This is a genomic window from Sphingomonas hankookensis (genome assembly GCF_028551275.1).
Classification (GTDB): domain Bacteria; phylum Pseudomonadota; class Alphaproteobacteria; order Sphingomonadales; family Sphingomonadaceae; genus Sphingomonas; species Sphingomonas hankookensis_A.
On the sequence record NZ_CP117025.1, the window covers coordinates 315,750 to 335,974 of the forward strand.

At 68.2% G+C, this 20,225-nt stretch carries 20 protein-coding genes; 16 read left to right on the plus strand and 4 right to left on the minus strand.

The features are described 5' to 3' along the window. Positions 1–130: 130 nt before the first annotated feature. The 4 genes from PPZ50_RS01545 to PPZ50_RS01560 are packed head-to-tail and all read left to right on the plus strand — an operon-like array spanning position 131 to position 2,937. A complete protein-coding gene (locus PPZ50_RS01545) occupies positions 131–1,486 on the plus strand; it encodes a S41 family peptidase (protein ID WP_066692111.1) in 1,356 nt (451 codons plus the stop codon). Positions 1,487–1,490: 4 nt separating this feature from the next. Further along, the gene (locus PPZ50_RS01550) at positions 1,491–1,970 is read left to right on the plus strand and encodes a disulfide bond formation protein B (protein ID WP_272815689.1); all 480 of its coding nucleotides are present in this window, start codon (positions 1,491–1,493) and stop codon (positions 1,968–1,970) included. Then, entirely contained in the window at positions 1,967–2,506 is a 540-nt protein-coding gene (locus PPZ50_RS01555; protein ID WP_066692114.1) for a demethoxyubiquinone hydroxylase family protein, read from the plus strand. Before PPZ50_RS01550 ends, PPZ50_RS01555 begins: the two co-directional genes overlap by 4 nt. Positions 2,507–2,538: 32 nt before the next feature. After that, entirely contained in the window at positions 2,539–2,937 is a 399-nt protein-coding gene (locus PPZ50_RS01560; protein WP_084401722.1) for a hypothetical protein, read from the plus strand. Positions 2,938–3,114: 177 nt separating this feature from the next. On the opposite strand, the gene PPZ50_RS01565 is transcribed toward PPZ50_RS01560, so the two are convergent. Next, complete coding sequence (locus tag PPZ50_RS01565; protein WP_066692124.1) at positions 3,115–4,407, minus strand: homoserine dehydrogenase; 1,293 nt, start codon at positions 4,405–4,407, stop codon at positions 3,115–3,117. Between the two features lie 190 nt (positions 4,408–4,597). Next, positions 4,598–5,551 (minus strand): isopenicillin N synthase family dioxygenase, encoded by a 954-nt coding sequence (locus PPZ50_RS01570; RefSeq protein WP_066692127.1) that lies wholly within the window; start codon positions 5,549–5,551, stop codon positions 4,598–4,600. A gap of 118 nt (positions 5,552–5,669) precedes the next feature. Here PPZ50_RS01570 and PPZ50_RS01575 point away from each other — a divergent pair, with 118 nt between their 5' ends. The 4 genes from PPZ50_RS01575 (at position 5,670) to PPZ50_RS01590 (ending at position 8,490) form a co-directional block, all read left to right on the plus strand. Then, positions 5,670–6,923: a multidrug effflux MFS transporter gene (locus tag PPZ50_RS01575; protein ID WP_084401697.1), complete on the plus strand. Its 1,254-nt coding sequence runs from the start codon at positions 5,670–5,672 to the stop codon at positions 6,921–6,923. Positions 6,924–7,113: 190 nt separating this feature from the next. Next, the gene (locus PPZ50_RS01580; RefSeq protein WP_066692129.1) at positions 7,114–7,455 is read left to right on the plus strand and encodes a DNA primase; all 342 of its coding nucleotides are present in this window, start codon (positions 7,114–7,116) and stop codon (positions 7,453–7,455) included. A gap of 235 nt (positions 7,456–7,690) precedes the next feature. Beyond that, positions 7,691–8,095, plus strand: a complete 405-nt coding sequence (locus PPZ50_RS01585; protein ID WP_272815690.1) for a hypothetical protein — start codon at positions 7,691–7,693, stop codon at positions 8,093–8,095. After that, the gene (locus PPZ50_RS01590) at positions 8,092–8,490 is read left to right on the plus strand and encodes an acyl-CoA thioesterase (protein WP_066692133.1); all 399 of its coding nucleotides are present in this window, start codon (positions 8,092–8,094) and stop codon (positions 8,488–8,490) included. The genes PPZ50_RS01585 and PPZ50_RS01590 overlap by 4 nt, the downstream gene beginning before the upstream one ends. A 134-nt stretch (positions 8,491–8,624) precedes the next feature. Here the strand turns inward: PPZ50_RS01590 and PPZ50_RS01595 are convergent, their stop codons facing one another. Next, on the minus strand, positions 8,625–9,347 hold the full coding sequence (locus PPZ50_RS01595) for an SIMPL domain-containing protein (RefSeq protein ID WP_066692140.1): 723 nt from the start codon (positions 9,345–9,347) through the stop codon (positions 8,625–8,627). A 195-nt stretch (positions 9,348–9,542) separates the two neighbouring features. Between PPZ50_RS01595 and PPZ50_RS01600 the strand changes: the two genes are divergently transcribed. From PPZ50_RS01600 to pdeM, 4 genes are all read left to right on the plus strand, one after another. Then, on the plus strand, positions 9,543–10,751 hold the full coding sequence (locus PPZ50_RS01600; RefSeq protein ID WP_066692142.1) for an efflux RND transporter periplasmic adaptor subunit: 1,209 nt from the start codon (positions 9,543–9,545) through the stop codon (positions 10,749–10,751). Positions 10,752–10,755: 4 nt separating this feature from the next. Next, positions 10,756–13,953 (plus strand): efflux RND transporter permease subunit, encoded by a 3,198-nt coding sequence (locus tag PPZ50_RS01605; protein ID WP_066692144.1) that lies wholly within the window; start codon positions 10,756–10,758, stop codon positions 13,951–13,953. Positions 13,954–14,158: 205 nt separating this feature from the next. After that, positions 14,159–15,418, plus strand: a complete 1,260-nt coding sequence (locus PPZ50_RS01610) for a DUF445 domain-containing protein (protein WP_066692146.1) — start codon at positions 14,159–14,161, stop codon at positions 15,416–15,418. Positions 15,419–15,605: 187 nt separating this feature from the next. Beyond that, complete coding sequence (gene pdeM / locus PPZ50_RS01615) at positions 15,606–16,268, plus strand: ligase-associated DNA damage response endonuclease PdeM (protein ID WP_066692148.1); 663 nt, start codon at positions 15,606–15,608, stop codon at positions 16,266–16,268. Between the two features lie 134 nt (positions 16,269–16,402). On the opposite strand, the gene PPZ50_RS01620 is transcribed toward pdeM, so the two are convergent. Beyond that, on the minus strand, positions 16,403–17,233 hold the full coding sequence (locus tag PPZ50_RS01620) for a zinc-ribbon domain-containing protein (RefSeq protein WP_272815691.1): 831 nt from the start codon (positions 17,231–17,233) through the stop codon (positions 16,403–16,405). Between the two features lie 184 nt (positions 17,234–17,417). Here PPZ50_RS01620 and ftsE point away from each other — a divergent pair, with 184 nt between their 5' ends. The 4 genes from ftsE to PPZ50_RS01640 are packed head-to-tail and all read left to right on the plus strand — an operon-like array spanning position 17,418 to position 20,225. Next, positions 17,418–18,104: a cell division ATP-binding protein FtsE gene (ftsE, locus tag PPZ50_RS01625; RefSeq protein ID WP_066692153.1), complete on the plus strand. Its 687-nt coding sequence runs from the start codon at positions 17,418–17,420 to the stop codon at positions 18,102–18,104. Next, positions 18,101–18,982 carry a cell division protein FtsX gene (locus tag PPZ50_RS01630; protein WP_066692156.1) on the plus strand — a complete coding sequence of 294 codons (882 nt, stop codon included), beginning with the start codon at positions 18,101–18,103 and terminating at the stop codon, positions 18,980–18,982. Before ftsE ends, PPZ50_RS01630 begins: the two co-directional genes overlap by 4 nt. Beyond that, positions 18,979–19,518 (plus strand): YdcF family protein, encoded by a 540-nt coding sequence (locus tag PPZ50_RS01635; RefSeq protein WP_066692158.1) that lies wholly within the window; start codon positions 18,979–18,981, stop codon positions 19,516–19,518. Before PPZ50_RS01630 ends, PPZ50_RS01635 begins: the two co-directional genes overlap by 4 nt. Then, the gene (locus tag PPZ50_RS01640) at positions 19,515–20,225 is read left to right on the plus strand and encodes a lysophospholipid acyltransferase family protein (RefSeq protein ID WP_066692161.1); all 711 of its coding nucleotides are present in this window, start codon (positions 19,515–19,517) and stop codon (positions 20,223–20,225) included. The genes PPZ50_RS01635 and PPZ50_RS01640 overlap by 4 nt, the downstream gene beginning before the upstream one ends.

Genomic DNA, 20,225 nt, shown 5'->3' on the forward strand with positions numbered 1-20,225 from the left:
GCGTCGCCCGTCGACGCCGAGCGGACCATGGCCGAACGTCACCGCCCGTTCAGCAAGACAGCGCTTTGATCGCGGCGCGAATTATCGCTAATGTGACAAACGTACCGCAGTCGAAAGCATCCAAGCGTTTATGCGTAGGTCCCGTTCGTTCTTTCAGGCCACCGCCATCGTCGGTGCGCTGGCGCTGGTTCCCGTTGCCACCGGCGCGATGGCGCAGGCCGATGCCGGCAGTTTCCGCGAACTCGACAACTTCATGGACGTGTATAATCGCGTGAAGGCGAGCTACGTCGACAAGGTCGACGACAAGACGCTGATGGAAGGCGCGATGCGCGGCATGCTGGCCGCGCTCGACCCGCATTCGAGCTATCTGGATGCGAAGGATTTCGAGAATCTGCGCATCGCCACCACCGGCAATTATTCGGGCCTTGGCCTGTCGGTCACGCTGGAGGACGGCGCGGTCAAGGTCATTACGCCCACCGAGGATACGCCGGCGGCGCGCGCCGGGATCAAGTCGGGCGATTACATCACCCATGTCGATGGCAAGCTGATCGTCGGCGGCACGCTGGATGAGGCGGTCGCGCAGATGCGCGGACCCACGGGGTCGAAGGTATCGCTGACCATCGTCCGTCCCGGTCGCGACAAGCCGATCGAGCTGACGCTGGTGCGCAGCACGATCGTGCAGAAGCCGGTGAAGTGGGAGGTCAAGGACGGCATCGGCGTCATCAACATCAACACCTTCAGCGAGACGACCGGCGCCGATACCCGCGCCGCGATCGCCGGGATCGACAAGGCGCTGGGCCACAAGCCCAAGGGCTATATCATCGACCTGCGCGACAATGGCGGCGGGCTGCTGACCCAGGCGATCGAGGTGTCCGACACCTTCCTGGCGCGCGGCGAGATCGTGTCGCAGCGCGGGCGCGACAAGGCGGATACCGAACGCTATTTCGCCGAGGAAATGGTGCCGGGCGACCTGGCGCAGGGGCTGCCGATCATCGTGCTGACCAATCCGGGCACGGCATCGGCGTCGGAAATCGTCGCCGGCGCGTTGCAGGACCATCACCGCGCGATCGTGATGGGCGAGCGCAGCTTCGGCAAGGGATCGGTCCAGTCGATCTTCGACCTGTCGAAGAACACCGCCGTCCGCCTGACCACCGCGCGCTACCATACGCCATCGGGCCGGTCGGTGCAGGAAGGCGGCATCGACCCCGACCTGAAGGTGCCGCAGATTTCCGACCCGGATTACAAGGACCGGCCGGTGTATCGCGAGGCCGATCTGCGCCGCCACCTCGTCAACGAGGCCGGGGTCGACGACAAGACGCTGACCGAGGATACCAAGGACGATCCGCGCTTCGCCGAAAGCGCCGAATCGCTCAAGAAGCGCGGTATCGAGGATTTTCAGCTCTATTATGCGCTCCAGACCATGGGTCGCGTCGGCCCCACCACGCGCATGGCAGCGGCGCCGGCGCCCAGGCCGGCGAAGCGCTGAGCGGATGCGGGCCAACGACCTGCCGCTCGCGCGCTGGATCGCGCTGCTGCTGCCGCTCACGCTGATCGCCGGCGCGCTGGCGTCGCAATATCTCGGCGGGCTGTGCCCGTGCGAGATGTGCCATTGGCAGCGCTGGCCGCATTATGCCGCGATCGGCCTTGCCGCGCTGTCGTTCGTGGTGCCGCGCACGTCGGGCAAGCGGGCGCTGGTGATCCTGGCCGGGATCGCGATCCTCGTCAGCGGCGCGATCGGCGTGTTCCATGCCGGGGTCGAATATCATTGGTGGCAGGGGATCACCGCCTGCGCCAACACGCTCGGCGCGACCGGGGGGGATTTACTGGCGGCGATCGTGCGGCAACCGGTCGTACGCTGCGACGTGCCGCAATGGACGTTGTTCGGCATTTCGCTGGCCGGATTCAACGCGATCCTTTCGATCACTGGTGCGTTGGCGGTACTGATCCTCGCGACACGGAGGCGGACATGACCAAGTGGCGACCCGGCGACCGCAGGCCCGGCGGGCTGGAATCGATGATCCGCGTCGATCAGGCGGGCGAATATGGCGCAACCCGCATCTATGCCGGGCAGCTGGCGGTGATGGGCGACCGCAGCCCCATGTCGGCGGCGATCCAGGGCATGGCGTTGCAGGAGGCGGAACACCGCGCCTATTTCGACGCGCTGATCGCCGAGCGCGGCGTGCGACCGACGCTGATCCAGCCCTTCTGGGACGTGGCGGGCTTTGCGCTGGGCGCGGTGACGGCGGCGATCGGGCCGGAGGCGGCAATGGCCTGCACCGCGGCGGTCGAGACCGAAATCGACAAACATTATGAGGATCAGCTCGCCGAACTGGGCGACGATCATCCCGAGTTGAGCGAGGCGATCGCCCGGTTCCAGGCCGAGGAACTGGAGCACAAGGAAGCGGCGCTGGCGCATGGTGCCGAACGCGCGCCGGCCTATCCCGTGCTGTCGGCGGCGATCCGCGCGGGATGCCGCGTCGCCATCGAAGTTTCGAAACGTATTTGACCGACCGGGCGTTATCCGGACAGGAGGAAATGATGACCCGCATGCTTCTGGCCGGTGCCGCCGCGATCGCCGCCTTCACCCTGCCCGCCGCCCCTGCCGCCGCACAGGTGCAGAACGGGACGCTGGTCATTTACGGCAATGACAAATGCCCGACCAATGCCGATGGCGAGGAAATCGTGGTCTGCGTCCGCCGCAGCGAGCGCGAGCGCTTCCGCATCCCGAAGGAACTGCGCGACGCCGAACCGACGCGCGACGGCGAAAGCTGGGCGACGCGGGTCGAAGACAATCTGAACGCCGGCTCGTTCGGCACCGGCAGCTGCTCGACGGCGGGCGTCGGCGGGCAGACCGGGTGCTTCGTGCAGCGGGCCAATGCGGCGCGGGCGGAACGGCGGGCGCGGGCGAAGGCGGAGTCGAGCATTCCGCTGCCGTAAGGGATTGTCGGTCGGTCCCGGTGGCCTTGGCGTTACCGTCCTTGGCATCCGTCACCCCGGGCTTGACCCGGGGTCCCGCTTCTTATTTTACGACGGTCGGTAGAAAGCGTCACCCCGGATCAAGTCCGGGGTGACGCATTAGCTCAGTTGTCCGCCGCGGTCAGGCCGTGGGCGCCCTCACCCGCCCAGCACGTGCATCCACATCGGACGGCCGAGCACGCTGGCCGAGCTTTCCAGCTTTTCCAGCGCCTGCGCGATGCAGCGTTCCGGGCCTTCATGGGTGACGATCGCGACCAGCACGCTGCCATCGGCGTTCGCGCCGCGCTGCATCAGGCTTTCGATCGATACGCCCGCGTCGCGCATCGCGGCGGCGATCTCGGCCAGCACGCCGACCTTGTCCGCGACATGCAGCCGGACATAAGCGCGCCCGCGCCGCTCGCTCGCCTGTTCGGGCGCGGCGGCGGTGAGCGACGCTGCGGGCATCGCATAGGGCGGGCCGAATTCGCCGCGGGCGATGTCGATCAGGTCGGCGACCACCGCGCTGGCGGTCGGGCCGTCCCCGGCCCCGCGGCCCTGGAAGAACAGGCGGCCGACGAAATTGCCCTCCGCGACCACCGCGTTGAGCGAGCCGGTGACATGCGCCAGCGGATGGTCGAGCGGGACCAGATGCGGATGCACCCGCTGGAACAGCCCGTGCGGCCCGGCCTCGCCCACCCCGACCAGCCGGATGCGATAGCCCAAGGCCGCCGCCTCGGCGATGTCGGCGGCCAGCACGTGGCGGATGCCGGTCACCGCCACCGCATCGAATGCCGGGCGGGTGCCAAACGCGATGCTGGCGAGGATTGAGAGCTTGTGCGCGGCATCGACGCCGTCGATGTCGAAGCTGGGATCGGCTTCGGCAAAGCCCAGTGCCTGCGCCTCGGCCAGCACCTCGGCGAAATCGCGGCCTTCGCTTTCCATCTTCGACAGGATGAAGTTGCAGGTGCCGTTGAGGATGCCGAAGACCTGCGAAATCTCGTTCGCCGCCGCCCCTTCGCGCAGGCCCTTGATGACCGGCACGCCGCCCGCGACCGCCGCCTCGAACTTCAGCGCCACGCCCTTGGCCTCGGCGACTTCGGCCAGTTCGAGACCGTGATGCGCGATCATCGCCTTGTTGGCGGTGACGAAGCTCTTGCCCGCCGACAGCGACGTGCGCGCCAGCGTCAGTGCCGGGCCGTCCGATCCGCCGATCAGCTCGACCACGACATCGGCATCGCCGGCATGGACCAGAGCGGCGGTGTCATCGACCCATTGATAGCGCGACAGGTCGACGCCCCGGTCGCGCGAACGGTCGCGGGCCGACACGGCGACGACCTCGATCGGGCGACCGGCACGCCTAGCGATCAGCTCGCCATTGGTCTCGATCAGCCGAATGACCCCCGCGCCCACGGTTCCGAGACCGGCGATGGCGATGCGGAGCGGTTGGGTCATATATTCCTCTTGTTGCACACGTAACAAAATTGCGGCCGGAGCATCGCTCCGGCCGGTTTCATGTCTCTAGAGGGTGTGGCGCGGGAGGGGAAGGGTGTTGGCATACCCCGCTGTTCCCGTTGGCAACGCGTTCTCGACGGACGCTTCTCGACTTCGCTCGAAGCTGCTCGAACCAAACGGTTTCTACAAACTACTTCTTGATAAGACCGATCTCGACCAGTCGCTGGTAGAGATAGTCGTGCGCGGTGATCGGGGTTTCGTAGCGGTTGGGACGCTCCTCGCTGACGCAGCCGGGCAGCGTCTCGATCAGGAAATCGGGCGCGGGGTGGAGGAAGAACGGCATCGAATAGCGCGAATGGCCGCGGCGTTCGGGTGCCGGGTTGACGACGCGGTGGGTGGTGGAGGGCAGGACATGGTTGGTCAGCCGCTGCAGCATGTCGCCGACATTCACCACCATCGCGCCGGGCGGCGGGGCGACCGGCAGCCAGCGGCCGTCGCGGTCGAGCAGTTCGAGGCCGGCTTCCTCCGCGCCCAGCAGCAGGGTGATAAGGTTGATATCCTCATGCGCGCCGGCGCGGACTTCGGGGGCGTCGGCGGGAACCGGCGGATAATGGAGCAGGCGCAGGACCGAATTGCCGTCCTTCACCGCGCGGTCGAACCAGTTCGGCTCCAGCCCCAGATAACGCGCGATCGCCGAGAGCAGCCGGTCGCCAGCCGCATCGAGCGCCGCGAACAGGTCGAGGAACGCCTCACGAAACCCCTCCGGCCGGTCGGGCCAGACATTGGCGGGCATGACGTCGCCATAGCGGTGGCCGGCGGCCAGTTCGCGGCCGACATGCCAGAATTCCTTGAGGTCGACATGGGTCGCGCCCTTGGCGATTTCGGTCTTGAACGGGGTATAACCGCGCGCGCCGCCGCCGCCCTCGACAAAATAGCGGCGCTTTTCCGCCTCGGGCAGGTCGAAGAACGCCTTGGTCATCGCCCAAGCGCGATCGATCACGCCCTGATCGACGCCATGGTCGGACACCATCGCAAAACCGAAGCGTTGGAACGACCCGCCGAAGTCGCGGGCGAAACCGTCGGGGTCCTGCTCCGCCTGCGCCATCGAAATCAGCGGAACCTGCGAAAGCGGCGTGTCAGCCATGAGTCTCAACATCCTGAACAATACGGGTATGCGCATGAAGATAGACGTAGGCGAGCGGCAGGAACAGGGTCATCCTGTGCGTGACCCGGCGGGCGACATGGGCCATGGAGGCTCCGTTATGTCGCAGACCATCGAATCCCCCGCCGAAACGCGCACGCCCCCGCCCTCCGCCGACCGTTCGCCGCTCCCGTTCGGCGAGTTCGTGACGCTGATCGCGGCGCTGATGGCGCTGACGGCGCTGGGCATCGATTCGATGCTGCCCGCGCTCCCCGCAATCGGCGAGACGCTGGACGTCGCCGAGCCCAATATGCGGCAGTTCGTCATTACCGCCTTCCTGATCGGCTTTTCGGTCGCGCAGCTGGCCTATGGGCCGCTCGCCGATCGCTATGGCCGGCGGCCGGTGCTGATCGTCGGGCTGGTCGCCAGCGCGATCACCAATCTGGTCGCGGCGATTTCGGGCAGCTTCATGCTGCTGCTGATCGCCCGGCTGGCATCGGGTGCCGCCGTGGCGGCGGGACGGGTGGTGACCATCGCGCTGGTGCGCGACTGTTATTCGGGGCGGGCGATGGCACGGGTGATGAGCCTGGCGTTCATCTTCTTCATGGCCGCCCCCGTGCTGGCACCGTCGTTCGGCGAACTGGTGCTGGTCTTCGCGTCGTGGCGCTGGATCTTTGGCGGGATCGCGATCGTCACCGCGATCATCCTCGCCTGGTTCGTGCTGCGCATGCCCGAGACGCTGCCGGAATCGGAGCGCCAGCCGCTCCAGCCCAGCCGCATCCTCGCCGGCTATCGCATCGTGCTGCGCGATCGCTATGCGGTGGGCTACACCATCGCCGCCGCATTGCTGTCGGGCGGGCTGTTCGGGTTCGTCGGGTCGATCCAGCAGATCATGGAGGTGACGTTCGAGCGGCCGAAGCTGCTGACGGTCGTCTTCGCCTGCGTCGCCAGCACGATGGCGGCGGGATCGTTCTTCAATTCGCGGATCGTGATGCGCTTCGGCACCCGGCTGATCTCGCACGCGGCGCTGCTCGGGCTGGTCGCGGTGGCGGGCGTGCACCTGGCGGTGACGCTGGCGGGTGTCGAATCGCTGGTCAACTTCATCGTGCTGCAGGCGATGATGATGGCGTGCTTCGGCCTCGCCACCTCCAATTTCTCGGCGATGGCGATGGAGAATATGGGGTCGATCGCCGGGACCGCGTCGTCGTTGCAGGGATTCGTGTCGATGCTGGGCGGCGCGGTGCTCGGCGCGATCATCGGCCAATCGTTCGACGGGACGACGGTGCCGCTGTACGGCGGGTTCCTCGGCCTCGGCCTGCTTGCTCTGCTCGTCGTGTTTCGCACCGAACATGGCCGGCTGTTCCGGCGTGGGTAGTGGCCGATCCAGCGAAGCTGGATCAGGGCGGTGCCGGCCCACTCCCCCACCCGGCCACTCACAGCGTATCCTTAATGGGTGGCCGGGTGGGGGAGTGGGCCGGCACCGTTTCCACGTCAGTGGATCGAACTTTAGGAACCCGCCCGGCGGCATGCGGGTTTCCCCAGCCTGACTGGATAGGAGACGCGCCATGGGCGGGCATCAGGTGAATGGACAGGGCACCGGCGACGACGGCTATGACGAGGACGGCTATGACGAAAGCCAGCGCGCCGAAATCCTCGAGGCGACGCGCGACGGGCCGAGCGACGGCACTATCCTGACCGACCTCGAACCCGATCTGGGCATGTCCGACGACGAGGACGAGGACGAACTCGACATGGTCGACGACGAACTCGCCGAGGAGGACGAGGATGTGACGATCACCGGACAGGGCGACCAGTCCGAGGACGAGTTGCAGGAAGATTTCGACGACGACAATCTCGCCGAGGACGACGACCTCGACGATGCCGATCGCGACGCGATCGAGCCATGAGGATCGCGGGCGGAGCCGTGCTGGCGTTGCTGCTGGCAGGATGCGGGGGCGGCGGTTCGGCAGACAATGCCGCGGTCGTCAACCAGACGGCCGAAGCCGATCTGGTGGCGGCGCCGCCCGAGCCCGCCGCCGGAGCGCCGACGCCGGTGACGCCCGCGACCACCATGCCGGCCGGCGAGGGTATCCCCGGCGTGTCCGCGCCGCCCCCGCGCCTGCCCCCGCCCCCAGCGGGACCATGGCCGAGCCCGGCGCGGATGCGGCGGTGCAGGTGCTGCGCGACTATTTCGCCGCGATCGGCGAGCGCCGCTATGGCGATGCGTGGCGGCTATGGGGCAATGGCGGACAGGCATCGGGCATGTCGCAGGCGGCCTTTGCCCAGTCCTTCGCCAAATATGCCGACTATCGCGCGGTCGTCGGCGCGCCCGGACGGATCGATGCCGGGGCAGGACAGCGCTATATCCCGATTCCGGTGCGGGTGACGGGCAAATTGCGCGACGGAACCCCGGTGGCGATGACCGGGCCGGTCACGTTGCACCGGAGCGGCGATATCGATGGCGCGACCGCCGAACAACGGGCATGGCGGATTTCGGACAGCGGCCTGAAGCCCCGTCCCGCAACGGAGCCGATCGTCCCGCAATGACCGCCCCCCGCTTTACCCGTTCGATCACCGCCGGCCCCGACGATATCGACGAACTGGGCCATGTGAACAACGCGGTCTGGGTCCGCTGGATTCAGGATGTGGCGGTCGAACATTGGATGGCGGTCGCGACGCCCGAACAGCAGGCCGCCTATGTCTGGGTCATCACCCGGCACGAGATCGATTATCGCGGTAATGTCGCCGCCGGGGAAACGGTGACCGCCGAGACCTGGGTCGGCGAGGCGCCGCGCGGGGCACGGTTCGACCGCCTGATGCGCTTCACCGGCGCGGACGGGCGGGTAAAGGTCGATGCGCGGACGACCTGGGCGGTGCTCGACCGGCAGAGCGGGCGGCTGGTGCGGGTGCCGGCGGATGTTGCCGAGCGGTTTCTGGGGTAACCGCCCGACCACCCTTCGTCACTCCCGCGAAGGCGGAAGTCCATACACGCTGCCGTCGCGGCTGGTTCGCAAGCGGAGGCGTCAATGGATTCCCGCCTTCGCGGGAGTGACGAAGAAGGGGCGCACCGCGCCCTTTACCGCAGCAGGAAACGCACCGACACGGTTGCCCGCAGGTCCTGCTCCCCCGCCGCCAGCGGGGTGGAGTCGGCCATCTTCACCATCCGCGCCTGTGCCATGACCGGCATCGGCATCGGCGGCTGGTCGCCGCCATTCTCGACGATCGACACGATCCGGTCGACGCGCATCCCCGCCGCCTTGGCATAGAGTTCGGCGCGGGCGCGGGCGCGGCGGATCGCGTCGGTGCGCGCCTCGTCCAGCGCGGCATCGGCGGCATCGACCGAGAGGTTCGGCCCGTCGATCTGGTTCGCGCCCTGCGCCACCAGCGCGTCGAGGATCGAGCCGCTCTTCGCCACGTCACGGAAGCGGACCGAGACGCTGTTGCTCGCCTGATAACCGGTGATCGCCGGCGGCTGATTCTCGGCATAGCGATATTGCGGCTGGAGCTGGATCTGCGCGGTCTGGATATCGCGGTCGGCGACGCCCGCCTTGCGCAGCGCCGCGACGACCCGGGTCATGCGTTGCGCATTGTCGGACAGCGCGGCGGCGGCGGTCGGCGACTGGCTGACGACGCCGGCGCGAATCGTCGCGATATCGGGGACGCGAGTCGCCTTTCCTTCGGCCACCACGTCCAGCAGCGTCGCATCGGTCAGGACCGGCGCGACGGCGGGCGCGACCTGTTGCGCGGCGGCGGGCAGCGCGCCGCCGATGGCGGCCAGGATCAGGGCGGAACGGAGCATCGGCACATCCTCTTTCGAAATCAATTTGCAACGGCACGGCGGTCGTTACGGGACCGCGCCAAAACGCACGCTGAACGCAATCGATGCGAGGCTTGTCGTTCTTATCGAAAAACGCGATGTGTATGCTTGAGAAAGGTGCTGTATTAAGATAATACAGCTCGGCCGGGGCTGGGGGCCCTCAATGGGATGGGGTGGATGAATTACGAATCGACGTCGATCGCGGGGGACCGCCAGATGCTGACCGGCCCGGACGGCACCAAGCGATCGCGCCACCGCGCGGTCATCGTCGGGATCGTCGTCATCCTGCTGGTCGCCATCGGCGCCTTCTGGGCATTCGGTCGCAAGGGCGGCGATGCCCCGGCAGCCAAGGCGCCGCCCGCCGGTGCCGCCGCTGGCGCATTGCCCAAGGTAACCGTTGTCGTACCCGGCCGCGACACCGTGACCCGTACCGTCACCGGCACCGGTTCGCTGGCCGCCCGGCGCGAGATGCCGGTCGGCGTCGTCGGCGAAGGCGGGCTCGTCACGCAGGTCCTGGTGGAACCGGGCAGCTGGGTCGGCGCCGGACAGGTGCTGGCCACGGTCGACCGGTCGGTGCAGGCGCAGACCGCCGAGTCGCTGGCCGCGCAGGTCCGCGTCGCCCGCGCCGACGCGCAGATCGCGCAGACCGAACTCGACCGGTCGAAGCAGCTGGTCGAGCGCGGCTTCGTGTCGCAGGCCGATATCGACCGCAAGACCGCGACCCGCGACGCCGCCAATGCGCGCGTGAGCGTCGCGCAGGCGCAGCTGGCCGAGACGCAGGCGCGCAACCGCCGGCTCGACATCCGCGCGCCCGCCGCCGGCCTCGTCCTGACCCGCGCGGTCGAGCCGGGGCAGGTGATCGGCGGGGGCAGCGGCGTGCTGTTCCGCATCGCGATGGGCGGGCAGATGGAAATGCGCGCGCAGCTGTCCGAAGCCGATCTGGCGACGGTGCGCGCGGGCGTGCCGGCGGAGGTCGTGCCGGTCGGCGACACCCGCGTGTTCAAGGGGCAGGTGTGGCAGGTCTCGCCGATCATCGACCCGCAGACGCGGCAGGGCATCGCCCGCATCGCGCTGAACTACGACCCGGCGCTGCGGCCCGGCGGCTTTGCCAGCGCCCGGATCGGTGCCGGCGCGTCGACCGCGCCACTGCTGCCCGAATCGGCGGTGCTGAGCGACGACAAGGGCAGCTATGTCTATGTCATCGATGCGCAGGACAAGGCGGTGCGCCGCGACGTGAAGGTCGCCGAGGTATCGGACGAAGGCGCGCTGATCGCGTCGGGCCTGATGGGCGACGAGCGCGTGGTCGCCAGCGCAGGCGCCTTCCTCAATCCGGGTCAGCAGGTGGTGCCGGTCCGCGCCGCCGCCACCCCCGCCCGCAAGGAATAGCGCCATGGGTTTCCGCAACATATCGGCATGGTCGATCCGCAACCCGGTGCCGCCGCTGGTGCTGTTCCTCGCGCTGACGATCGCGGGGATCGTCAGCTTCATGCGGATGGACGTGAACCAGGACCCGGACATCGAATTCCCGGTCGCGATCGTCGTCATCAGCCAGCCAGGCGCCGCCCCGACCGAGCTCGAGACTCAGGTGACGCAGCGGGTCGAGGCCGCGGTGCGCGCCCTGCAGGGCATCGACCAGATCGAATCGACCGTGACCGAAGGGTCGTCGACCACCGTCATCCAGCTCGACATCGGCACGCCGATCGACCGCGCGGTCAACGACGTGCGCGAGGCGGTGAACCAGATTCGCAGCCAGCTGCCCGACGGCATCCTCGAACCGCAAATCTATCGCGCCAATACGACCGATTCGGATATCGCGTCGTGGACCGCGATCGCCGACGACATGACGCCCGAACAGCTCAGCTGGTATGTCGACAATACGGTGGCCAAGGAATTGCTGTCGATCGACGGCATGGCGACCGTCGAACGGGTCGGCGGCGTCGACCGTGAAATCCGCGTCACGCTCGACCCCGCGCGGTTGCAGGCGCAGGGGCTGACCGCATCCCAGGTCAACCAGGCGCTGCGGCAGGTCAATCTGAACGCGGCAGGCGGTCAGGCGGAAATCGCCGGGTCGCAGCAATCGGTCCGCGTGCTGGGCAATGCCTCGACCGCCTATGCGCTGTCGCAGACGCAGATCCCGGTCGCCGGCGGACGGTCGATCCGCCTCGCGGACATCGCCGATGTCCGCGACGCCTATGCCGAGCCCAAGAGCCGCGCCGAATATAATGGCCGTCCGGTGCTGGCGTTCGACATCAAGCGTGCCAAGGGCGCGTCCGACGTCACCGTCTTCCACGAAGCGGAAAAGAAGCTCGCCGAGCTGCAGAAGCGCAACCCGCAGGTCCGCTTCGCCCTGCTGTCCAATTCGGTCGAGTTCACCGAAACCCAATATCATTCGGCGATGACTGCGATGTACGAGGGCGCGCTGCTCGCGATCGTCGTCGTGTTCATCTTCCTGCGCGACTGGCGCGCGACCTTCATCTCGGCACTGGCCATCCCGTTGTCGGCGATCCCCGCCTTCTGGTTCATGGACATGCTGGGCTTCACGCTCAACCAGATGACGCTGCTGGCGCTCAGTCTGGTCGCGGGCGTGCTGGTCGACGATGCGATCGTGGAGATCGAGAATATCGTCCGGCACATGCGGATGGGCAAATCCGCCTATCAGGCATCGATCGATGCGGCGGACGAGATCGGCATCGCCGTGCTGGCGACCACGATGGCGATCGTCGCGGTCTTCCTGCCGGTCGGCCTGATGCCGGGTATTTCGGGCCAGTTCTTCAAGAATTTCGGCCTGACCGTCGTCGCGTCGGTGTTGATGAGCCTTGCCGTCGCGCGGCTCATCACCCCGATGATCGCCGCCTATTTCCTGAAGGCCCACGGCACCGCCAGCCATGGCGAAGGCTGGCTGATGGACCGCTATATGGGCGTGCTGCGCTGGACGCTGCGCCATCGCTGGTCGACGGTCGTCGCCGCCATCGCCGCGCTGGCGCTGACCGTCGTCATGTTCATGGTCCTGCCCCAGACGTTCCAGCCGCCGCAGGATCGCGAGCGGGTGACCGCGACGGTCGAAATGGTCCCCGGCACCACGCTGGAACAGACCGCCGCCGTCGTGAAGCGGGTCGAACGGCTGCTCGCGTCGCAGCCGATGGTGAAGTCGGTCTATTCGTCGAGCTATGCCGGCAATGGCCGCGTCACCGCCGAGCTGATCGACAAACCCAGCTTCGGCGAGCGCGTCCGCCACAGGTTTGGCCTGCTGGACGACGAGGAATTTGCCGCCAAGCGAACGGTCAAGAGCACCGAGTTCGAACGCGGCCTCGCGCCCCAATTGGCGGCGATCCCCGATGCGCGCGTGTCGTTCCGGTCGCAGTTCGGCTGGGGCGGCTCCAGCCGCGACCTGTCGATTACGCTGGGCGGTGACGATCCGGCGAAGCTGAACGAAACCGCGAACAAGCTGGTCAAGGAGATGGAGAAGCTGCCGATGATCGTGGCGCCGCGCGTGTCGGGCGATCTGAAGCGTCCGGAAATCATCATCCGCCCGCGCAGCGACCTCGCCGCCAGCCTCGGCGTCACCACCGCCGCGCTGTCGGGTGCGATCCGCATCGCGACGCTGGGCGATATCGACCAGAACAGCGCGCGCTTCTCCTTGAGCGACCGGCAGATTCCGATCCGGGTCGCGCTGTCGCGCGATGCCCGCTCGCGGCTGTCGACGATCCAGAACCTGCCGTTGCCGACCGCCAATGGCGGATCGGTCCCGCTGTCGGTCGTCGCCGATATCGGCTTCGGCGCCGGCCCGACCAAGATCGACCGCATCAACCAGCAGCGGCGCCTGGTCGTCGGTGCCGACCTGGCCCCCGGTGTCGTGTCGGGTGTCGCGATGAAGGCGATCCATCAGCTGCCGACGATGCAGAACCTTCCGCTGGGCGTCACCGAACTGACCGTCGGTCAGGCGAAGTGGCAGGGCGAGATGATCCAGAACTTCATCGTCGCGGTGATTTCGGGCATCTTCCTCGTCTTCGCGGTGCTGGTGCTGCTCTACAAGCGGGTCATGCCGCCCTTCGTGAACATGGGGTCGCTGTTCCTGGCGCCGCTGGGCGGCCTGCTGGCGCTGTGGGTGACGGGCAACCCGATCTCGATGCCGGTCTATATCGGGCTGCTGATGCTGCTCGGCATCGTCGCCAAGAACTCGATCCTGCTGATCGACTTCGCGCTGGAGGAGATGGAGAAGGGCGTCGAGAAGGAGGTCGCGATCCTCGATGCCGGGCACAAGCGGGCGCAGCCGATCGTGATGACCACGGTCGCGATGGTCGCCGGCATGGTGCCGACCGCACTGGCGCTTTCGGGCGATTCGTCCTTCCGCGGGCCGATGGGGATCACCGTGATCGGCGGCCTGACGCTGTCGACGCTGCTGACGCTGCTGATCGTGCCGGGCGCGTTCAGCCTGGCGGTCGGCCTCGAACGCTGGATCGGCCCGCGCCTGTCGCGGCGCCTGCTGACCTATCGTCCGGGCGATGCCGATGGCCTGGCGATCGACCACAAGCCCGGTGCGCCGCTGCCGCCGGGTGATGGGCCGAAGTCGCTGCCGGCGGCGGAGTAAGTCGGCTTTCCCCCGTTCGGCCAGACCGGACGGGGATGGAACCCGCCCGGCCCCAAGCGTCACCCCAGCGCAGGCTGGGGTCTCCCGGTGACAGCACGCAGCAAGAGCCGCAGGAGACCCCAGCCTTCGCTGGGGTGACGTATTTGAGTGGGGGCGGCGTACCGCTCCTATTGAACTTTCCGGCCATCCGGCGATTGTTTCGGGGATGGCATCCCCTCTCACCCGCGCCGGCGATGCGGTTCCCGTTCCGCTCCGCCGGATGCGGCGGCTGGCCACGTTCATGCTGGTGGCGATGGCCGCGCTGTTCCTGCTGTCGCGGCGGATGGAAGGCGTCCATCCCGCCTGGGGCTTCGTGCAGTCCTTTGCCGAAGCGGCGATGGTCGGTGGCCTTGCCGACTGGTTCGCGGTCACCGCGCTGTTCCGCCATCCGCTCGGCCTGCCGATCCCGCATACCGCGATCATCCCGCGCAACAAGGACCGGATCGGCGATACGCTGGCCGCGTTCCTGCGCGACAATTTCCTGACGGCGCGGGTCGTTGCGCGGCGGATGCACCGGGTGGATGCGGCGGGGGCGGCGGGCAAGTGGCTGGCCGATCCGGCAGCGCGCAGCGGGCGGCTGCGCCATGGCGCGTCGCGGCTGGCGGTCAATGTCCTCGAAGGGCTCGACCCCGACCAGTTCGGGACGATGGTGCGCGGTGCGCTGGCCAACCGGCTGCGCGCGATGCAGGTGTCGCCCGCACTCGGCCGCACGCTGGAGGCGGCGATCGCCGACGACCGGCACCTGCCGCTGGTCGATGCGATCATCCGCTGGACGTCCAAGACGTTGGACGCGAACGAGGAACTGGTCCGCGCGATGATCCAGAAGCGCGCCGGGGCGGTGCTGCGCTGGACCGGCCTCGACGAGACGCTGGCGACGTCGGTGGTGCGCGGCCTGCACAAGATGCTGGCTGAAGTCGCCGAGGACCCGGCTCACCCACTGCGCGCGAAGGCGAATGAGGGCCTCGCGCTGCTGGCGCACGACCTGCAACATTCGCCGGAGATGCAGGCGAAGGTCGAGCGGTTGAAGAACGACCTGATCGACAATCCCGCGCTCGCCGGATGGTGGATGGGGGTGTGGGAAAAGATTCGCGGCGGCATGCTGCGCGCCGCGCGCGATCCCGACCGCGCGCTCGCCGGGCCGATCGGTGAGGCGATGCGCCAGCTCGGCCGGACGCTCCAGTCCGATCCGGTGCTGAAAGCCAAGGTCAACCGCTTCGCCCGCCGTGCGGTGGTCGGCGCGGTCGCCGATTATGGCGACGGCATCGTCCGGCTGGTGTCGGACACGGTACGCGGCTGGGATGCGCAGACGATCACCGGCCGGCTGGAAAACGCGGTCGGTCGCGACCTGCAATATATCCGCATCAACGGCACGCTGGTCGGCGGCATGGTCGGGCTGGCGATCCATGTGGTTGATGTTTGGTTGTAAGAGCGGGGGTGCTTACACATACCGTCACCCCGGGCTTGACCCGGGGTCCCGCTTCTTCCCGCGGCTAGAAGAAGAAGCGGGACCCCGGATCAAGTCCGGGGTGACGATTGGGTTGGGGCAGTGCCGCAAACACGATCGTTACGCCCCCGCGGCTTGAGCGCCACACGCGCTGCGCTATAGGCATGCCATGGTTCGCCTTTCGTTCGCCGGCCACGCCTTTGCCGCCCTCCCGGCCGGTGCCCTGTACTGGCCGGCGCGGCGCGCGTTGCTGCTGGCCGACCTGCATTTCGAAAAGGCCAGCTGGTTCGCGCAGTTCGGGCAGATGCTGCCGCCCTATGACACCCTTGAAACGCTGGCCGGGATCGAGGCGGTGGTCTCCCGGACGCAGCCGGCGGAAATCTGGTGCCTGGGCGACAGTTTCCACGATATCGGCGGGTGCGACCGGCTGTCGGAAGAGGCGCAGGCCCGGTTGCGTGCGCTGACCGGCGGGGTCGACTGGACGTGGATCACCGGCAACCATGACCGGATCGTCGCCGACCATTGCGGCGGGCGGTTGGTCGACGAGGCAGTGGTCGACGGCGTGGTGCTACGCCACGAAGCCGATCCGGCCGAGCCACGTCCCGAATTGTCCGGCCATTTCCATCCCAAGCTGCGGGTGAAGCTGCGCGGGCGCGGCGTATCGCGGCGCTGTTTCGTCGCGACCGCCAGCAAGCTGATCCTGCCGGCGTTCGGATCGTTGACCGGCGGGCTGGACGCGCATCATCCGGAGATCGTGCGCGCGGTCGGGACCGGCGCAGAGGCGCTGATCGCGCTGGAGGACCGGCTGCTGCGCTTTCCGATCGCGGCGTGAATCCTGCTTTTCACGTCACCCCGGGCTTGACGCGGGGTCCCGCTTTTTATCTGCCGCGCGAAAAATAAGAAGCGGGACCCCCGATCAAGTCCGGGGTGACGATGGGGGGAGGTAGCGCGCTGTGCCCGACCGTCTTACAGCCCCGAAGCGAAACTCAGTTCGAGTTCCTTGGCGTTCGCCGGCACGTCCAGCGCGGCGCTGTTGAAGCTCAGGCTCCCGCTCGGCCCGATGACCCGCGTCTGCGGCTTGATCGTCCAGCTATAGACGTCGCGGTTCTGGCTGTCCTTCAACACTGCGCGAATGTCGGGAATGCGCTGGCGGCTGCCGGTTTCGTTGATGATCCGCCCCGACACCGCGAACAGTTCGTTGCCGCTCGACAGCAGGCGGCGTTCGGGCGTGTTGATCGCGAATTTCAGCGCGTCGCTGGCGCTCGACGCGATCGGCAGGCCGAGCTGTTCGGCGATGCCGGGCGTTCCGGTGTAGAGGATGCCGCCACAGGCCGCGAGCATCGCGACGCCGGCGGCGACCGCGATGGCGGTGCGGCGGCGCGCCGGGTTGCGGCGCGGCACGAACGGGGCCTGATGGACGAAGGCGTTGATCGGTTCGCCCCGCTCGGCGCGTTCGGCCTCCGGATCGACATAGCAGCGCGGTTCGGTGCTGCGCGCGCGCAGCGGCGCGGGACGCGGCGCTTCGGCATAGGGCGCGTCGGGCGTCGCCGCCGGCGCCACCGGCGGCGCGCTGCGCGGACGGGGGGCGTCGGCAGCCGCATCGGCCATCGCCGGCTGGGCCACGCGCGCCGGCTCGCTAGGCGGGGTGACCGCGGCGGTGGTGCCGAGGTCAAGCATCGCGGGCGGCTGGAACCAGCTATGCCGGCAACCGGCGCAACGCACGGTGCGCCCGGCCGGTCCGATCGCGGAATCGGCGACCAGATAGCGCATATGGCATTGCGTACATTCGAGGATCATCGTCCCCTGCCCCCTGCATGGGCCGCGCCGGGCCGCCAACCTGCGGAGCCAACTGGGCGCGACTATAATCCGAGCGCCGAATCTACGGCGGGTTGGCGGTCCATGGCAAGGCGCGATTGCGTGATGCTTGAGACAATCGCGACCTTGTGCGATGGGCGGAAGACCGGTGGAAGCAAGGGCGCCCGTGGCCAGCATCGTTCAGTTCGAAAATGTCGGCCTTCGCTATGGTCAGGGGCCGGAAACGCTGAGCGATGTCAGCTTCACGCTCAGTGCCGGGACGTTCCATTTCCTGGTCGGCGCATCGGGCGCGGGCAAGACGTCGCTGCTGCGCCTGCTCTATCTGTCGCAGCGGCCCAGTCGGGGCGTCATCCGCCTGTTCGGCGAGGATATGGTGACCTCGCCGCGCGGTCGCCTGCCAGGGTTTCGCCGCCGCATCGGCGTGGTGTTCCAGGATTTCCGGCTGGTGCCGCACCTCTCGGCACGCGACAATATCGCGCTGCCGCTGCGGGTTGCGGGTATGCCGGAGGAGGACATTGCCGAGCCGGTGGGGGAGATGCTGGCCTGGGTGGGCTTAAGCGATCGCGCCGATGCGCGTCCGCCGACGCTGTCGGGCGGGGAGCAGCAGCGCGTCGCCATCGCCCGCGCGGTCATCAACCGGCCCGAAATCCTCGTCGCCGACGAACCGACCGGCAATGTCGATCCCGACATGGCCGAACGGTTGCTGAAGCTGTTCGCCTCGCTTAACCGGCTGGGCACAACGGTTGTCATGGCGACGCACGACCACCATTTGCTCGACCGCGTACCGGATGCCCGGCTGATGCAGCTCGATCGCGGGCGGCTGGTCGATCCCTTTGTCGCAGGCGCGGCATGACCGCACGCTCGGCCGCACAGCCGCTGCTCGACGACCGGCAGGGGCGCCGCGCGATGGTGTGGATCATGGCGATCATGATCTTCCTGACGACGCTGAGCGCCGCGCTCGGCCTATCGACGCGCAATGCCGGGGGGGCGCTCGACCGCCAGCTGGCCGCGCGACTGACGGTGCAGGTGATCGAAGGCGACGCCGCCCGGCGCGATGCCGAGGTCGTCCGGCTGCTGGCGCGGCTCAAGGCCTCGGCCGACGTCGCCCGCGCGGCGGAGGTCGACCGTGCCCGCCTCGCCGAATTGCTGCGACCCTGGCTGGGCGAGGCGGGGCTGGACGCCGACCTGCCGATGCCGGCGATGATCGACGTCGACCTGCGCAGCGGCGACGACGCGGCGGTCGCGCGGGTCGAGGCGCTGGCCAAGGGCGTCGGCGCAGGCATCCGGGTGGACCGCCATGCGACGTGGCTCGCCCCGGTGCGCAGCTTCGTTGGCGCGATCGGGCTAACCGCGTTCGGACTGGTGCTGGTGATGGCCAGCGCAACCGCCGCCGTCGTGCTGCTCGTGGCACGCGCAGGGCTTGATACGCATCGCGGAACGATCGACATCCTGCATATGCTGGGTTCGACCGACCTTCAGATCGCACGCCTGTTCCAGCGCCGCATCGGGCAGGATACGCTGACCGGTGGGCTGATCGGCGCGCTGGCGGGCGCGCTGGTGATCGTGGCGCTCGGCGAACGCATGGCGACGCTCGAATCGCAGCTGGCCGACGGCGTGACGCTGGCGGGTGCCGACTGGGCGCTGATCGCCGCCCTGCCCTTCGCCTTTACCGGCCTTGCGATGCTGGCGGCGCGGATCGCGGTGCTGCGGCGACTGGCGCGGGTGCTGTGATGGGGCGCATCTTCGCGGTCGTCCTGCTGCTCTATGCGCTGGGCTTTGCTCTGTTCTCGGTCACGCTGCCGACGCCGCTCACCGATGCGCGCCGCACCGATGGCGTGGTGGTGCCGACCGGCGGCCCCGGTCGCATCGAGCGCGGCCTTGCCGTGATCGAGCGGGGCGAGGCGAGGCGGATGCTGGTCACCGGCGTCGATCCCGATGTGCGCCCCGACGAACTTGCCGCCGCGAACGGTGCGCCGCGCCGGCTGTTCCGCTGCTGCGTCGATCTGGGCCATGAGGCGGTCGACACCCGGTCGAACGCCGACGAGACCGCCGACTGGGTCCGGCGCAACCGCTATCGCTCGATCCGCCTCGTCACCTCCAACTGGCATATGGCCCGGGCAGCCATGGAGCTGCGCCATGCGCTCGGCAACTCGGTCGAGATCGTGCGCGATCCGGTCACCGCCAATCCCGGCTTCGCGCTGCTGTTCGGCGAGTACAACAAATATCTGGTGCGGGGATTGGTGATGCGGCTGGGGATCGATTTGTGATCGCGTGGGTCCGCACCTGGCTGTTCCGCATCCTGTTCTATGGCGCGTCGGTGCCGATCGTACTGACCGCGCCGATCTCCGCCGCGATCGGCCGCGACGCGATGCACGGCCACGCCCATGTCTGGATCCGCGTCCACCGCTTCCTCGCCCGCTGGATATTGGGCGTTCGGGTGCGGGTGGAGGGGGAGCGCCCGCGCGGCACCTATCTGTTCGCGGTCAAACACCAGGCGATGTTCGAGACGCTGGAGATGGCCGAATTGATCGATGGTCCGCTGATCGTGATGAAGCGTGAGCTGATCGACATGCCCTTCTGGGGCAAGACGGCCAAGGCCTATGGCGCGATCGGTGTCGACCGGGACGCATCGTCCAAGGCGCTGCGCCAGATGCTGAAGGAAGCCGCCGTGGCGCGGGCGGAGAACCGCTCGGTGCTGATCTTTCCCGAAGGCACGCGGGTGGCGGTCGGCGAAGCCCCGCCGCTGCGATCGGGCTTCGCCGGGCTGTACAAGGCGCTGAATATGCCCGTGGTCCCGGTCGCGCTCGACAGCGGGCATTGCATGCCGCGCAAGGGGCCGAGCCGGCCGGGGGTGATTACCATCAGCTTCCTCGATCCCATCCCGGCCGGTCTGCCGCGCGAGGAGATCGAGGCGCGGGTCCATGCCGCGATCAATGCGCTGGAGCCGGCGGCGGGCGGTGTCGCGGCGGGGTGA

What these genes read in the sequence shown, in the direction of transcription:
- PPZ50_RS01550 (WP_272815689.1), top strand. Translation starts at nt 1,491, where the DNA reads ATGCGGGCCAACGACCTGCCGCTCGCGCGCTGGATCGCGCTGCTGCTG.
- PPZ50_RS01570 (WP_066692127.1), bottom strand. Translation starts at nt 5,551, where the DNA reads ATGGCTGACACGCCGCTTTCGCAGGTTCCGCTGATTTCGATGGCGCAG.
- PPZ50_RS01600 (WP_066692142.1), top strand. Translation starts at nt 9,543, where the DNA reads ATGAATTACGAATCGACGTCGATCGCGGGGGACCGCCAGATGCTGACC.
- PPZ50_RS01595 (WP_066692140.1), bottom strand. Translation starts at nt 9,347, where the DNA reads ATGCTCCGTTCCGCCCTGATCCTGGCCGCCATCGGCGGCGCGCTGCCC.
- PPZ50_RS01590 (WP_066692133.1), top strand. Translation starts at nt 8,092, where the DNA reads ATGACCGCCCCCCGCTTTACCCGTTCGATCACCGCCGGCCCCGACGAT.
- PPZ50_RS01545 (WP_066692111.1), top strand. Translation starts at nt 131, where the DNA reads ATGCGTAGGTCCCGTTCGTTCTTTCAGGCCACCGCCATCGTCGGTGCG.
- PPZ50_RS01560 (WP_084401722.1), top strand. Translation starts at nt 2,539, where the DNA reads ATGACCCGCATGCTTCTGGCCGGTGCCGCCGCGATCGCCGCCTTCACC.
- pdeM (WP_066692148.1), top strand. Translation starts at nt 15,606, where the DNA reads ATGGTTCGCCTTTCGTTCGCCGGCCACGCCTTTGCCGCCCTCCCGGCC.
- PPZ50_RS01630 (WP_066692156.1), top strand. Translation starts at nt 18,101, where the DNA reads ATGACCGCACGCTCGGCCGCACAGCCGCTGCTCGACGACCGGCAGGGG.
- PPZ50_RS01620 (WP_272815691.1), bottom strand. Translation starts at nt 17,233, where the DNA reads ATGATCCTCGAATGTACGCAATGCCATATGCGCTATCTGGTCGCCGAT.
- PPZ50_RS01610 (WP_066692146.1), top strand. Translation starts at nt 14,159, where the DNA reads ATGGCATCCCCTCTCACCCGCGCCGGCGATGCGGTTCCCGTTCCGCTC.
- PPZ50_RS01605 (WP_066692144.1), top strand. Translation starts at nt 10,756, where the DNA reads ATGGGTTTCCGCAACATATCGGCATGGTCGATCCGCAACCCGGTGCCG.
- PPZ50_RS01585 (WP_272815690.1), top strand. Translation starts at nt 7,691, where the DNA reads ATGGCCGAGCCCGGCGCGGATGCGGCGGTGCAGGTGCTGCGCGACTAT.
- PPZ50_RS01575 (WP_084401697.1), top strand. Translation starts at nt 5,670, where the DNA reads ATGTCGCAGACCATCGAATCCCCCGCCGAAACGCGCACGCCCCCGCCC.
- PPZ50_RS01580 (WP_066692129.1), top strand. Translation starts at nt 7,114, where the DNA reads ATGGGCGGGCATCAGGTGAATGGACAGGGCACCGGCGACGACGGCTAT.
- PPZ50_RS01565 (WP_066692124.1), bottom strand. Translation starts at nt 4,407, where the DNA reads ATGACCCAACCGCTCCGCATCGCCATCGCCGGTCTCGGAACCGTGGGC.
- PPZ50_RS01555 (WP_066692114.1), top strand. Translation starts at nt 1,967, where the DNA reads ATGACCAAGTGGCGACCCGGCGACCGCAGGCCCGGCGGGCTGGAATCG.